Source organism: Alicyclobacillus sp. CIJ1, from assembly GCF_057538885.1.
Genome location: NZ_BAAJPH010000067.1, coordinates 130,700 through 145,734, shown reverse-complemented (window position 1 = coordinate 145,734; position 15,035 = coordinate 130,700). Strand labels below are relative to the sequence as shown.

The window sequence follows — 15,035 nt, the reverse complement described above, 5'->3', positions numbered from 1 at the left end:
CCCTCACCTGCGCTCGATGGCTTGCTTGTAGCGGCCGAGCGCGAGCGTCGGAAACACGTGGCGGTACATGGTGTAGCCGAGATAGAAATCCCCTGGGAAGCCCGTGCCGGTGTAGTATGGCTCATCCCAGCCGCCGTCCGGGCGCTGCGTCTCCACGAGGTATTGTACGCCGCGGCGCGCGGCCTCGGAATCCGCCCTGCCGCCCGCGATGAGCGCCATCAGCGCCCACGCCGTCTGCGATGGGGTGCTCGCGCCCTTGCCCGCGTACGCCGGGTCCTCGTACGAGCGGCAGTCCTCGCCCCAGCCGCCGTCCGGGTTCTGATGTTGCTCCACCCAGTCGAGCGCCTTTTGAATGTACGGCTCGCGCATGTCGATCCCGACCGCCTTCAGCGCCGACACCACGGCGCCCGTGCCGTACAGGTAGTTCACGCCCCAGCGACCGAACCAGCTGCCGTCCGGCTTCTGCTCCCGCTTGAGGTAGGCCACCGCGCGCTGGATCACCTTCCAGGCGTCATCGTACCCAAAGCTGCCGAAACACTCGAGCACGTGGGCGGTGACGTCCTCTGAAGGCGGATCGGTCACTTCGCCGAAGTCGCAGAACGGGATGTGGTTCGGGAGGTCGCTCGTGTTGTCGACGTCGTAAGCGCCCCAACCGCCGTTCGAGCTCTGCATGCCGACAATCCAGCGGAATCCCTTCGTCATGGCGTCCCGCCTGCGGCGCTCGTCCGGCAGGCGCAGGGTGTTGAGCGCCCAAACCACGACGGCCGTGTCGTCCACGTCCGGGTAGTACACGTTGTCGAACTGGAACGCGAACCCGCCCGGCTTGAGATTCGGACGCTTTACCGCCCAGTCGCCCGGGACGGTGATCTGCCGGTCCAACAGCCACTCGCCCGCCTTGACCAAGCGGTCGTGATCGGCCGGAAGCCCGGCAGCGCGCAGCGCGAGCACGGCGAGACCCGTGTCCCAGACGGGCGAGATGGAAGCCTGAAACATCCATCCGCCGTAATCCAGTTCCACGCCGTACAGCTCGAGACCTTCCCAGCCCTTGATGAACGCCGGATGCTGCGTCATGTCGAGAATCTTAAGCGCAATGAGCGCGTAAAACCAAGGCGGCTGAATCCCGCCCCAACTGCCGTCGCCGGCCTGGCGCTCGAGCAGCCAGTCCAGGGCGCGAATCTCGGCCGCGCGGCGGAACGGGTGCACGGACAGCTTCTGATACCAGTGCAACGCGGCGTCGAGCGCGTCGAAAATCCGCCCGCCGCCTCCCTTGGCCCCGCGCCGGCGCGGCGGCACATTGGTCTCGTACAGTTCGGGCACGCGCGCGTGCTCGGGCAGCGGGAATACCGGCTGGCGGCTCATCACAATCGAGAGCGCCACGACCGTGGCCCGGGCCCACGACCCAAACTCGTAGATGTTGAGCGGCATGCGCTTGCCGAGGAACATGATTTCCGGGGGAACCATGGGGACCTTCTCCCACGGATATTCGCCCACGAGCGCCAGCCACATCCGCGTGAAGACGCGCGACGACTCGATCCCCCCCTGGCTCTGGATGAACCGCAGCGCCTTCTGCATCGGCTCTTCGTCGCGCGACATGCCGATGTACTTGAGCGCGACGTACGCCTCGATGGTCGTGTCGAGGTCCGGCGGCCCACCCGGGTAGAGGGCCCACGTGCCGTCCTCGCGCTGCTCGTGCAACAGGTAACGCCGGATCTTCTCCATGCGGTCGCGATCGACGCGATCGAGAATGTGGCACAAGAGGACGTACTCCGCTTCCATCGTGACATTGCTCAGAAGCGGCCCCCACCAGTAGCCTTCGTCCTTCTGGCAGGAGAGGAGATATTCCACCGCGCGATCCAGCGTCCGCGCGTAGGCCGGCGCTTCCACCAACTGCTCAGCCATCCGACCTCCCCCTTTCACGTGATGATGGTCGATCCCGTCACGCCATCTTGGCGCTCCGAAACCATTCGATGGCGCGAAGCAAGGCATCCTCCACCGGCGACTGCGGCAGCCCGAGCTCCCGCACCGCCTTGGACGCGTCGAAGTACATCGGCTCTCTCGCAAGCCGCACGCCGGCCACCGGCGCCCGCGCCGGCCGCTTCAAAAGCGGCGCCAGGACCCGCTCGTCGATCACGGCGTACGCCATGGCCGCGAAAAAGGGAATCCTCAACCGCGGGGGTTTCCGTCCAGCGAGCTCCGCAATGAGCCGCACCAACTCGCCGAAGTGCATGTTCCGGTTGCCGAGAATGTACCGTTCGCCCGCGCGTCCTCGCTCGTACGCGAGCAGGTGGCCGATGGCCACGTCCTCCACCGCCACGAGGTTCAGCCCCGTTTCCACGTAGCCAGGCATCCTGCCGAGCATGGTATCGAGCACAATGCGGCCCGTCGGCGTCGGCTTCACATCGTACGGGCCAACCGGCGTGGAAGGATTCACGACGACCACGTCCATGCCCTCCGCGGCAGCCTGCATCACCAGGCGCTCGGCGAGCACCTTGGTCCGCTTGTACGTGCTCACGACGCGGTCGGGATCGTTGAAGCCGTCCGCCTCGGTCGAAGGCTGGCCGTCGTGTCTCAGCTTGACCGCCGCCGTGGAACTCGTGTAGACGAGCCGCGGGCCGCCGGCCTCGCGGACCGCCTCAAGCACGCGGCGCGTCCCCTCCACGTTGGCCGCGTACATCAGCGCGTCGTCGCGCGGATCGAGCGAGTAGTGCGCCGCCACGTGAAACACGGCGTCACAGCCGTCGATCCCGGCCCGCAACCCCTCGCCGGTGGCGAGATCGCCCTGAATCATGTCCACGCCGAGCGCCTTGAGATGTGGGGCGCGGCCGGGATCGCGCACCAACGCGCGCACGCGGTGGCCGTGTTCGACCAGCACCCGGGCGACGTGATAGCCCACAAAGCCTGATCCCCCGGTCACGAACGCCAGCATGGCCATTCCCTCCCGAAAGCGCGAAGCGTGCGGCGCGCCCGGAGTGCGCGTGCGGGCAAACGCAGCGCGCTTCGCCACGCCGACGGCCGCCAGGAGGCGAGGGGTTCGCCGGCCTCGTCCAGCACCACGCGCACGGCGACAAACGGAATGCCTGCCTCGCGGGCCACGCCCGCCCACGCGAACGTCTCCTGATCGACCGCCGACGCCTCGAACCGGCGGGCCAGTTCGCGCTTGTCCGCCGGCGTCGAGGCGATGCGCTCGACCGACACGATGCGCCCGCCGATCTGCGCCGATCCGCCGTGGGCCTTGGAGAAGCGCCGGGCGAGTTCGCACAGCCGCTCGTCGAGGGCGAGCGGCGCGCACGAGCCCTCCGGCGTCACCGCCTCCGCCGGCAGGACGAGATCGCCAAGGCGCAGGCCGGGGTCCAGCGCGCCGCACACCCCTGCGCCGACGACGAGCGCGGGCCGCTCCGCCCGAATGAGCCGCGCGAGCCCATCCGCCGCCCGCGCAGGCCCCACGCCCGTCGAAGCGACGCACCACCCAGGGCGGTGCGCCAGATGACGGAACGCCGCGCGCTCAAAGCCGAGCGCCGTGACGACAAGCGTCGTCACGAGGCGAAGAACCACCGAACCAGGCGCCAGGTGTCGCGGGGCGTCAGGGCCTTGAGAGCCGCCATCTCGTAGCCGGAGTGCATCATGCAGCTCGCGCACCGGGGATTCTCGCCGTAGCCGAACTCCTCCCAGTTGGTCTTCTCCATCATCTCCTGGAACGTCTCGTAGTGTTCGTCCGTCAGCAGGTAGCAGGGGCCTTTCCAGCCCTTCGGATTGCGATTCGGCATGGCCCAAGGCGTGCAGCGCAGCTCGCGCTTGCCCTGCAGGAAGTCGAAGTAGATGGGCGTGTCGTAGAACCGGATGCGATCCCCGCAGCGCGCCATGATGTCCCGCACGAGCTGGTGCACTTCCTTGCGGTGCAGGAAGATGTCGCTGTGGGACGGATCGACCTCTTCATACGTGAACGCCGGCGACACGATGCAGTTGTCCACGCCCATGTCCATGAGCTCCAGCAACAGCTCGGCCGTATCCTCCGCGCTCGCGCCCTTGTACAGCGTGGTGTTGGTTGCGACGCGGAATCCGCGTTCCTTCGCCGCCTTGATGCCCTTCATCACGATGTCGAAGACGCCCTTGCGCTCCACCATCTTGTCGTGGTGCTCGCGCTTGCCGTCGAGGTGGAACACAAAGGTGAAGTTCGGGTGAGGCTTCAGCTTGTCGAGGACCCGGTGCAGCAAGATCCCGTTGGTGCACAGCATCACGAGCTTCCGCCGCTCCAGCATGCCATTGACAATCTCGACAATCTCCGGGTGCACAAGCGGCTCTCCGCCCGCGATGGACACGGCGGGCGCACCGCACTCGTCGATGGCCTTGAAGCAGTCCTCTGCGGTCATCCGCATCTTGAGGACGTCCGGGCTCTGCCGGATCTTCCCGCAGCCTGTGCACGTCAGGTTGCACAGTTCCGTCGGCTCGAGCATGAGGACCATCGGGTACCGCTTGATACCCTTGATGCGGTTTTTCGCCAGGTACTTCACCATGTCGACCGTTGCGGAGAATGACTGTCGCGCCATGCCAATCCCTCCTCCTCAATCCGATTCGACGCATGAATACGTAGAAAAAAGGCCATCTGAAGGAAAGGATATCTCTGGTTTACCACAATCGCAAATGGCGTCTCCGGGGCTCACGCGCCGAAGGGAGCCCGCCCCCGCGCGTCTATCCACCCCTTCAATCCACGCGCCTCGAGCCATTCCCGGAGCCAGCCCAGGATGACGACCGGCTTGCCGCGCAAGTCGGAGAAATTGCGGCAGCCGGTGAGCACCAACAGGGCGCGGAGCCCGAAGTGAAGGTCCTCGATAAAACGATTTAGCTGCTCTTCCCCGTTCGGCTGCGTCACGAGTCGGACAAGCGGTCCCGCGATGCCCACTGCGCTCGCGCCAAGCGCCATCGCCTTCGCGACGTCGAGCGCCGTGCGAATGCCCCCGGACGCAATCACGTCAGCGCGCTCCCCGACCGCCGCCGCGACTTCGCACAGCGATGCGGCCGTCGGCAGCCCCCAACGGTTCCAAAATTCGTCGATCTCGGCACCCCGGCGCCAGGCTTCGACCGCGATGAAGTTCGTCCCGCCAAGGCCGCCCACGTCGATGGCCCGCACGCCAGCATCGGCGAATCGGATGGCATCCTCCGCCGAAATCCCTTGCCCAACCTCCTTCGCCACCACCGGGACCCCCACGCCGCGCGCGACTTCCGCAAGCGCGTCGAGCGCACCGCGAAAGTCGCGGTCTCCCTCCGCCATGAACAGTTCCTGCGCGGCGTTGAAGTGAACCTGAAGCAGATCCGCCCGTACCAGCTCCACGGCCTTTCGCGCGCGCTCCAACCCGGTGCCCATGCCCACGTTGGCGATGACCACGCCGTCCTGATGGATCTCACGCACGACGCGGTACGTGTAGGCCACCTCGGGAGAGGCGAGGCCGGCCGAAGCGGACCCGAGCGCCATGGCCAGGCCGAAGCGGCGCGCGACCTGCGCGAGCTTTCGATTGATGTCGTACACTTCGTCCGCGCCGCCCGTCATCGCGTTGATGAGAATCGGCGATTCCAGGCGGATGCCGCAGAGTTCGGTGGCCAGGGACACGTCGTCCCAGGCCACCTCCGGCGCAGAGCAAGGCACGAGTGAGACGCACTCGAACCCGTTCGAGACGCCCGTCGGATCGCCGAGCGCTTGAACGGCATGCACGTGCTCGACCTTGCGCCGCTGCCGGACGTCTCGCGTCAACGTCATACGGCCTCCCTCTTTCCGTCCGCCAGACCGCGTGTCGTCACGTGCCAACCCGATTCAGGGCGTGCGGCACCTGACCGGCTTGGCGCATCAGTTCCAGCGCGTCCGCCACGATGCCGTCGGCATCGAGGCCGAGCCGATGCAGGACCTCGTCGCGGCCGCCGTGTTCCACGAAGTGATCCGGCACGCCCTTGCGGCGCATCGGCACCATGACGCCGCGATCCAGAAGAAGCTCGGCAACGGCCGATCCCATCCCACCCGCGAGCGACGCCTCCTCTACGGTGAGGATGGGCCTGCCCGTCTTCGCCAGGCTGAGCAACAGCTCCTCGTCGAGCGGCTTCACGAAGCGCAGATTCACGACCGTCGCCTCAATCTGGTGCTTCGCGGCGAGTCGCTCCGCGGCTTTCATCGCCTCGGGCACCATGGGCCCCAGCGCCACGATGGTGAGATGCCGCCCTTCGCGCAGCACCTCGGCTTTCCCCCAGGGCAGCGCGTGCAGCGGTTCGTCCATCGGCACGCCCACGCCGTCCGCACGCGGATACCGCACGGCCACAGGTCCGTCGTGCTGCATCGCCGTGAACAGCATGTGCCGAAGTTCGTTCTCGTCCTTCGGCATCATGATGGACATGTTCGGTACGGTGCGCAGGTAGGCGATGTCGAAGACGCCTTGGTGCGTCTCCCCGTCCGGCCCGACGATCCCGGCGCGATCGACCGCGAGGACCACCGGGAGGTTCTGAATGCAGATGTCGTGGATGGTCTGATCGTATGCGCGCTGCAGGAACGTGGAGTAGACGGCGAAGATCGGCCGTTTCCCTGCTGCGGCGAGCCCGGCGCAGAACGTCGCCGCGTGTTGCTCGGCGATGCCGACGTCGAACGTGCGCGTCGGAAACTCCTTCTGAAATTTCACCAGCCCGCTGCCCGACAGCATGGCGGGCGTGACCACGACAATCCGCTCGTCCTTTCTCGCCATCTCCGCGACGGTCTGCGCGAACACGCTCGTGTACGACGGCGCTTGGTTGGGCTTGGCCGCGCTGGGCCACGCGTGCCACTTGTCCTCCGAATTCTCCGCTTGCGGATACCCCTTGCCCTTCTGCGTCAGCACGTGGAGCAGGATGGGCCCCTTGAGTTCCTTCACGCGCTCCAAGACCGGGATGAGCTGGCGGAGGTCATGGCCGTCGATGGGGCCGATGTACTTGAAGCCGAAGCCCTCAAACGGCGTGATGGGCAAGATCATGTGGCGCGCCGCCTCCATGGCGCGATCCAACACCTTCGTCACCTTCTGGCCCACGTTGCTCAGGTGGCGCAGGAGGTGATCGATGTCCTGCTTGGCGCGCGCGTAATTCGGATCGGACCGAAGCCGCGTGAGGTACTTCGAGACCGCGCCGACGTTATTCGAAATGGACATCTCGTTGTCGTTCAAAATGACGATGAGATCGGTGCCGAGATCGCCCGCGTGGTTCATGGCCTCCATCGCCATGCCCCCCGTGAGCGCCCCGTCACCGATCACGGCGATGACGTGGTAATCTTCGTTGCGCAGATCGCGCGCGACGGCCATGCCAAGGGCGGCCGAAATGCTCGTGGACGAGTGGCCCGCCCCAAACGCATCGTGCTCGCTCTCGGACCGCTTCAAAAATCCGGCCAGCCCGCCCAGTTTGCGGAGCGTCGGGAACATGTCCTTGCGGCCCGTGAGGATCTTGTGCACGTACCCCTGGTGGCCGACGTCCCAGATGATCTTGTCTCGAGGGCTGTCAAACACCCGGTGCAGCGCGATGGTCAGTTCCACGACGCCCATGTTGGCGCCGAAATGCCCGCCGGTCCTCGAAATGGACGTGACGAGAAAGTCGCGAATTTCCTGAGCCAACGTCACCAACTGCGACTCACTGAGCTTTTTCAGGTCTTTTGGGTCGTGAATGGAATCGAGTAACGTAGTCAACACCTCGATTACACCAGAGTGTGAAACTGACGCCTCCGCCTCAGGACGTTTTGCACAGGCAAATCCGCGCGCTCACACCTCCCTGCTGGACAGGTATTCCGCATCATGAATCGATAAAGCCTAGTCTTATCTGAAAGCGTACCAAAGTCAGGTGTCGCCCTGCAATTGCGCTGCAGAACTTTTCGTGGTACCAAACAAGCAATTCGAAACGCGTGGCTCCTTCCATGTGCCTGTGTGAGGCGGCGCGCACACCCAGTGCGGAAGCCCTCGCTGTTGTATATGCGAGCGAGGACGAGCGTATGCGCCGCCTCCCGTTCTCAGGGGTGAAACAGCCGCAGCAGCGCAAATCCGCCGTACGCGATGACAAACGCCGAACCCACCATGCCCGCGACGACCGCTGCAAGCACCCGAAGCGGATTCCACCTAAGGATGCTGCCGATGGCCAGACAGGCATACGCCCCAAGCAGCGGGCACAGGGGCGCAAGAACCCAGACCCCGTACTTCCCGTATTTGCGTGACAGCGCCTCCGCCTTCGCCAGCCACCTACGCACGAAGCGAAATCGCTGGATGGCCTGCCGCAACCCCACCATCAGGATGGGCACCGCGATCATGTTGGCGAGGATGGAAATTCCGGCTCCTGTGGGCGGATCGAACCCGAGCGGAATGCTCGCAGCGGCGGCGGGCTGGGCTTCCAGCACGATGGACGTGCCGATGAGGGACAAAGTCGGCCAGAGGCGGCCTTGACTCAATCCCAATGCGAGACTCCCGGCAAAAAAGAGGAAGGATGCGGCCGCACCGTACAGCATCAGTCGCCAGAACGGGAGCCGAGCCACGATGAGGGTCCACGAACGCGTCAAGCTTCACACCTCCCGGGCGTGAGGGCGAGGGATGAGCGATTGAGACATGCGCCTGGGACAGAAATGCGACATGGGGTGAACGTCACGCGGGGAAACGGAGGCACCTTTTGCATGCATTGTACCTCAAGCGCACGGGAAGCGATCCGGGCTTGTTCCATTGCAAGTGTACGGGGCGCGCTTCGAATCCATGCGCGTAAAAAGCGGCGGCCGCGCCTGAACAGAAGTCACGTGAGATCTCAAAATTTGATGAAATTTTGAGCGCACGACCCGTATGTTGAAGTCGCAGGAGGTCGGGATACTGAGCCTCGGCTCCTGCACCCCATGAGACGCTAGGTGATGACCACGTGTGGACGGTCAAGAAAGCGCTTGTCTCGCCGGGCGCAAAGTTTCCCGAGAAACCTGCCCCCTTGCGCGGCGCGATGGGGACGGCTGCATGCACCGCAATGGCGCTGGCTGCATCAGGGTGCGTGTGGACCGCCGCTTTCCATTCGGCCGAATCGCCTCGCACGCCCGCCCTCCATGTCAAGGCTGCACCGGTCAATCCCGCCCTAGAAGGCGCATCGCCGCGAGGCATGGATGGTGCGCTGTCCATCTCCGACCTCGGGTGGGCCACCCTCAACTGGTCGGGCTACGCACTCACAGGAGGCCGGTACTGGGATATCTCGGGCAACTGGGTGGTCCCCGCCGTCAGCCCATCGCGAGGCAACTCGTATTCCTCCACCTGGATTGGCATCGACGGATTCAGCAACGACGACTTGATTCAGATTGGGACCGAAGAGAACTACGTGGATGGGCGACCTCAGTACTTCGCCTGGTGGGAAATCCGGCCGGTTCACCCGACGGAGGTGGTCATTCCCTCCATGGCGGTGGCGCCGGGTGACGCGATGGAGGCCCGCATCTACCGCGACGGACATGGCACGTGGACGCTTACGCTCGACGACCTCACGCAGAACGAGCAGTTCACCATCACGCAGCCGTATTCGGGTCCCGGGGCGTCCGCCGAGTGGATTCAGGAGGCGCCCGAAATTCGCGGTCACGTATCCACGCTGGCCGATTACGGGACGCTCACCTTTGTGCCTGGAACGGTCAACGGTCGCCCGCCACACCTCACGCCGTCGGACGGCGGATATATGATGGACGACCACCTCATCTTGTCCGTCCCGTCCGGGCCAAACCCCGCGACCGGGGGGTTTGACGTGTTTTACGTCGCGCCCACCTCCCACCGGGAGCAAACCTTGCTGGACGCGCCCGGCGTGTGGCCTCCACCCGCACCTCGCCTGGAGCCGTGAGGTCTCAGCACGCTAGGCGCCCCGCCCAGGGCAACCAGCAGGGTGAACCTTCGCGCGCCTGCCTCCAGCTTTCGAAACAAGTTCGAGGCGGATCGGATACAATGTGGTGAGTTGCGAGAGAGACAAGGGGGCAAGGTGCTCGTGGGGAAACGATACCTGGACGAGATCGACTTGATGCGGGCGTTTGTCATTCTCGGCGTGCTCACCGTGCACACGTTGTCCTTTTTTAATGTGCTCAACAACGACGGCACACCTGGCTTTTATGCCCTCGGCGCGCTCATCACCGCGACGCACTTCACCCGCGAGACGTTCATGTTTGTCACGGGCCTTGTGCTCTTCACCACGTATCTTCAGCAGGATCCGTTTCACCCGCTTCCCTTCTGGCGCAAGCGATTCCAGCTCATCGTGATTCCATACGTGGTCTGGACGCTGGCCTATATCGCGTTCGTGGCGCTATTGACGCCAGGCTTCTCGTGGACATGGTCCAACCTGGTGCCTGCCATCATCCACAACCTTCTCACCGGAAACATGTTCTTTCTGTACTTTCTTGTGGTGTCCATGCAGCTTTATCTCATCTTCCCGCTCCTCCTTCACGGCGTCCGGAAGGCGGCCAAGTATCACGTCCACATTTTGGTGGCAAGCTTTGTGCTCGAGATGTGCTTGATGTGGCTCAACCAAAACGTCCTCGACAGCCTCACGCCCACCGGCTGGCCCAAATGGCTTTATGATCTGTACACGTATCGAGATCGAAATCTCCTGATGTACCAGTTTTGGTTTATCGCCGGCGGCGTCTTGGCGTGCCACTACGATCAGGTGGCGGCATGGATGGAGCGCCACCGCAAGGCGCTCTTCGTCGCGCTAGTCACCTCCCTCGGCATCCTATTCGGGCACTATTTCCTCGAGCGGCTGGTTCTGCACGACGGCGAGGACGACGCGGAACTCGTCCTGCAGCCCATCATGGTGCCGTACAGCCTGGTCGTGACGTGCGCCTTTTGGTACGCAGGCCTGGCGTGGTCCAAGCGCAAGGATCTGCCTGGATGGCGAGCCTTCTCGCGCTTCGTGCGCGTGGCCTCCCAGACCTCGTTCGGCATCTATCTCATCCAACCGTTTCCGCTGTACGCGATGGAAGTCGTGATGGACAATCTCGACGGCCGCGGCATCCCCGTGTGGCTTCACTACGCGCTGTTGCCAGCCGCCATCTTGTTCAGCTACTTCTCTTCGATGTTGGCTGCGTACATCCTGATGAAGATCCCGGTGGTGTCTTATGTAGTGGGCCGAAAGGCCAGACTCCGCCGCGCTAGGGGCGAACCCGTCCGGCGGGCCGCGTGATGGCGTGACGTAGGGCGGCGCGTCAGGCGCGCCCCTTCTCCACCATCGCCTTCAGGGTCACGTAGTCGGTCTTCCCGCTGCCAAGCAGCGGAAATTCGTCAATCACGCGGATCTCCGCCGGCACGTGCATGCGCGAGTAGCCCAGCCGATCGACGAGATCGCGCATGGGCGCAAGCGTCAGTCCTTTTTGGGTCGTGACAAGCACAATGCGCTCGCCGCGCGCCGGGTCCGGGATGGAGACGGCTGCAAAGGCCGGATGACCGTACGCGCGCGCCGCCAGTTGCTCCACCAGGTTGAGCGAGATCATCTCGCCCGCGATTTTCGCAAACCGCTTGAGCCGGCCCACAATGGTCACGAAGCCGTCCTCGTCCACGTCGACGACGTCGCCTGTGTTGTACCAGCCCGTCTGTTCCACGAAGCCCTCCCCGTGAACCAAATAGCCCTTCATCACGTTGGGCCCCTGCACGTGCAGCAGTCCCCCTTGCTCGATCCCGTCGACAGGCTCCAGCCGATAGCGAATGCCCGGCAAGAACCGCCCCACCGAGCCCTGCTTGTGGTTGATGGGGGTGTCCAGGGACATGATGGGCGAGGTCTCGGTGGCGCCGTAGCCCTGCATGATCTGAAGCCCAAACTTCTGGAGCCACGCCTGCTCCACCTCCGGCTTGAGCCGCTCTGCGCCAGCCACGGCGTAGCGGAGATGCGCAAACTGCTCGGGCGTCGCGTTCTGCCCGTATTTCTCGAGGAACGACGACGTGCCAAACAGGATGGTCGACTGCTCCTGGCCGCAGATCTCGGGGATGCGCTTATAGTGAAGCGGCGACGGATACAGATAGACCTGGATGCCTGCGATGAGTGGCAGCAGTGCCCCCGCCGTCAGCCCGAACGAGTGAAACATCGGCATCGCGTTCAGCATGCGATCCTCGGTGCCAAAATCGATCACGGACCTCGTCTGCTGGACGTTGGCGTAGATGTTCCCGTGCGAGAGCACCACCCCGCGCGGGCGATACTCGCTTCCCGAAGTGAAAAGGATGATCTCGTTCGATCCGGGATGCGCTGGGCGCTTGCGGCGGAACGCCCACAAACCGGCGAGCTTCGCGCCAAGCCCAATCTGCTTGCGCACGTCCTCCATGTAATGGAGCTTGTACCTCGCCGTGAGCGCCTGCTCCAGCTCCTGCAGTTGCCCCTTCTCGATGAACTCGCGGGACGTCAGGATGGTATCAACCCCCGCGGTCTCACACGCGTCGACGACCGTCTGCACCCCGCTTGAGTAGTTGAGCATCACCGGGGTGAGCCCAGCGTAAAACATCGCGAACAACACCACCACGTGGCCCACCGAATTCGGCAGCATCACCCCGACGCGTTGGCGCTGAATCATCCGGCGAAGCGCGGTGCCAAGCACGTAGCTTTGAAGCAGCACGTCGCGGTAGCGCGCGCTGCCCGTCATGTCCTTGACGATGACGCGGTCTTCGCCGTAATACCGCGCGGACTGCACGAGCTCGTCGAACAGGTTGACCGACGCCACCGTGCGCGGTCCCATGTAACTTTGGAGCAAGAACTCCTGTAGGGTGTCGAGCGCCGAGCGCGGGTCGCCGAAAGGAAGCGGGTGTTCCTCGTCGATGACAAGCGAATGACCATACACAGGAATGACCGGGATCCGGCGCTCGGTGGCATAGCGGGCGACGGCCTGGAAGCCCCGCTGATCCGTGTCCAGCGCAACGAGCACCGCGCCCGTGGACAGCGCCTCCATGAGCGGCTTGAGGGTGATGGGCCGCTCCGCGTCCATCACGCCCACCCGCCGCGCCCCGAGCGCTGTCCCATACCGCTCCTGCACCTTCGCATTCACGAATACCGGCACGTGCGCCGGAAAGAGCGCAAGCGCCTCGTGGAACCGCGTGTAGAGAGTGACGTTCAGAAGATAGATAGCGGGCGTCTTCCATCGATCATCAGAAGATAACGCTTTCATAGCCATCTCCTATCACATCGCAAATCGGGCACTTGTGGCACCAGTGTAGCACGGCCCGCGCGATTCGGATACGCCCATTTATGGTATGCTTGAGCGGACGAACATTTCTGACGAGTGGGAGAGGTCTTCCATGAAGTTCTCCGAGATGAAGTATCAGCGGCCGGATTTGGCGGCGCTGAAACACGACGTCCTGCGGCTCATCGACGAATTCGAGGCTTCCACCACCCCGGAGGCCGCCCTCGACGCCCTGCAGGAAGTGAACCGGCTGCGCATGGATTTCCAGACCATGTTTGAACTCGCGTACATCCGCAATTCCGTGGACACGCGGGACGAGTTTTACCGGGCGGAGAAAGCGTTTTTCGACGAGGCAGCGCCGGAGATGGAAGCGCTCGAGACTCGGCTGCGCCAGGCGCTCATCGCCTCGCCCCACCGCAAGGCGCTCGAGGAGCGCTTCGGCCGTCAGTGGTTCCGGCTCGCGGAGGTGCAGACGAGATCGTTCAGCGACGCGATTGTGGAAGACATGCAGAAGATCAATGCCCGCGTAACGGACTACAACCAACTCGTGGCGAGCGCCCGCATTCCATTCGGCGGCGAGACGTACAACCTGAGCCAGATGGCGAAGTTCACCGAATCGCCCGACCGCGAGACCCGGCAAAACGCCGTTCGCGCCATGTTCGGCTTTTTCGCGGAGCACGGCGACGCATTCGACCAAATCTACGACGATCTCGTCCGCATGCGCACGGCCATGGCACAGAAACTCGGGTACGAAAACTTCGTGCAGATGGGCTACGACCGCATGAACCGAACGGACTACGGCCCGAGGGAGACCGCTGCGTTTCGCGAGGCCATCCGAAAGCACATCGTGCCCCTCGCTGCCGAAATTCGCGACAAACAGCGGGAGCGCCTCGGTCTATCGTCCCTGCGCATCCATGACATCAACCTCTGGTATCGAGATGGCAACGCCCACCCGAAAGGCGATCCGGCCTTCATCCTGGAGAACGGCAGGCGCATGTACAAGGAGTTGTCCCCGGAGACGGACGCGTTCTTTCAGTACATGCTGGACCACGAACTCATGGATCTATTGAGCCGCGAGGGCAAACGAGTCGGCGGCTATTGCACCTTCATCCCGAATTTCAAAGCGCCGTTCATTTTCGCCAATTTCAACGGCACGCTGGGCGACGTCACCGTCCTCACGCACGAGGCCGGGCACGCGTTTCAGGTGTACCAGTCGCGCGACATGAAGCTGCCCGAGTATTTCTTCCCCACAGCGGAGGCAGCCGAGATCGACTCGATGAGCATGGAGTTCTTCACTTGGAAGTGGATGCCGCTCTTCTTCCAGGAGGACGCGGACAAGTTCTTTTACACGCACCTGGCGGATTCCGTGGTGTCCATCGCGTACATGGCCGCGGTCGACGAGTTTCAGCACGCCGTGTACGAGCGCCCCGAGATGACGCCTGCCGAGCGCAAGGCCGAGTGGCGAGAACTGGAGCGCATCTACATGAACCGGGGCGACGAATTTTACGAGGGAATGCCGTACCTCGAGGAAGGCGGCCTGTGGCAGCGCCAGCTCCATATCTACAACTACCCGTTTTACTACATCGACTACGCGCTCGCGCAGGTGTGCGCGCTGCAGTATTTCCTCTGGAGGCAGGACAATCCGTCGGAGGCCTGGGAGTCGTATCTGCGCCTTTGCGGACTGGGGGGCAGCCGCTCGTTCCTGGAACTGGTCAGCGAAGCCGGCCTGCGTTCCCCCTTCGACGAATCGACGCTGGCGGACGTCGTTCCACGCATCCGGGATGTGCTGAGTCAGCTGGAAGCCAAACTGCCGTCCTGAGCGAATTTCGCGACCACGTCGCCGGAAGTGGCCCGCCGGAGCGGACTCTCACCGCCTGGCCACCGCTGTGCCGGGCACGGCGGC

11 protein-coding genes are annotated in these 15,035 nt (G+C 64.0%); 3 read left to right on the top strand and 8 right to left on the bottom strand.

Features of this window, described 5'->3' with window-relative positions; all coding sequences use genetic code 11:
* Window positions 1–3: 3 nt before the first annotated feature.
* The 7 genes from shc to AC27E8_RS04080 all read right to left on the bottom strand — a co-directional run bounded on the left by shc (window position 4) and on the right by AC27E8_RS04080 (window position 8,536).
* A complete protein-coding gene (gene shc / locus AC27E8_RS04110) occupies window positions 4–1,899 on the bottom strand; it encodes a squalene--hopene cyclase (protein ID WP_487098478.1) in 1,896 nt (631 codons plus the stop codon).
* Between the two features lie 37 nt (window positions 1,900–1,936).
* Entirely contained in the window at window positions 1,937–2,926 is a 990-nt protein-coding gene (gene hpnA, locus AC27E8_RS04105) for a hopanoid-associated sugar epimerase (protein WP_487098479.1), read from the bottom strand.
* Complete coding sequence (locus AC27E8_RS04100; RefSeq protein WP_487098480.1) at window positions 2,911–3,537, bottom strand: phosphorylase family protein; 627 nt, start codon at window positions 3,535–3,537, stop codon at window positions 2,911–2,913. The genes hpnA and AC27E8_RS04100 overlap by 16 nt, the downstream gene beginning before the upstream one ends.
* Window positions 3,534–4,544, bottom strand: a complete 1,011-nt coding sequence (gene hpnH / locus AC27E8_RS04095) for an adenosyl-hopene transferase HpnH (RefSeq protein ID WP_487098481.1) — start codon at window positions 4,542–4,544, stop codon at window positions 3,534–3,536. Before hpnH ends, AC27E8_RS04100 begins: the two co-directional genes overlap by 4 nt.
* Window positions 4,545–4,654: 110 nt before the next feature.
* Window positions 4,655–5,749: a type 2 isopentenyl-diphosphate Delta-isomerase gene (gene fni, locus AC27E8_RS04090; protein ID WP_487098482.1), complete on the bottom strand. Its 1,095-nt coding sequence runs from the start codon at window positions 5,747–5,749 to the stop codon at window positions 4,655–4,657.
* A gap of 37 nt (window positions 5,750–5,786) precedes the next feature.
* Window positions 5,787–7,682 (bottom strand): 1-deoxy-D-xylulose-5-phosphate synthase, encoded by a 1,896-nt coding sequence (gene dxs, locus AC27E8_RS04085; protein ID WP_487098483.1) that lies wholly within the window; start codon window positions 7,680–7,682, stop codon window positions 5,787–5,789.
* Window positions 7,683–7,996: 314 nt separating this feature from the next.
* Window positions 7,997–8,536, bottom strand: a complete 540-nt coding sequence (locus AC27E8_RS04080; protein ID WP_487098484.1) for a small multi-drug export protein — start codon at window positions 8,534–8,536, stop codon at window positions 7,997–7,999.
* A 344-nt stretch (window positions 8,537–8,880) separates the two neighbouring features.
* On the opposite strand from AC27E8_RS04080, the gene AC27E8_RS04075 reads away from it, so the two are divergent.
* Window positions 8,881–9,825, top strand: a complete 945-nt coding sequence (locus AC27E8_RS04075) for a G1 family glutamic endopeptidase (protein WP_487098485.1) — start codon at window positions 8,881–8,883, stop codon at window positions 9,823–9,825.
* A 141-nt stretch (window positions 9,826–9,966) separates the two neighbouring features.
* Window positions 9,967–11,154, top strand: a complete 1,188-nt coding sequence (locus AC27E8_RS04070; RefSeq protein WP_487098486.1) for an acyltransferase — start codon at window positions 9,967–9,969, stop codon at window positions 11,152–11,154.
* Between the two features lie 22 nt (window positions 11,155–11,176).
* Here AC27E8_RS04070 and AC27E8_RS04065 read toward each other — a convergent pair whose 3' ends face one another.
* Entirely contained in the window at window positions 11,177–13,117 is a 1,941-nt protein-coding gene (locus AC27E8_RS04065; protein ID WP_487098487.1) for an AMP-binding protein, read from the bottom strand.
* A gap of 130 nt (window positions 13,118–13,247) precedes the next feature.
* On the opposite strand from AC27E8_RS04065, the gene AC27E8_RS04060 reads away from it, so the two are divergent.
* On the top strand, window positions 13,248–14,951 hold the full coding sequence (locus AC27E8_RS04060; protein ID WP_487098488.1) for a M3 family oligoendopeptidase: 1,704 nt from the start codon (window positions 13,248–13,250) through the stop codon (window positions 14,949–14,951).
* The last annotated feature ends 84 nt before the right edge of the window (window positions 14,952–15,035 follow it).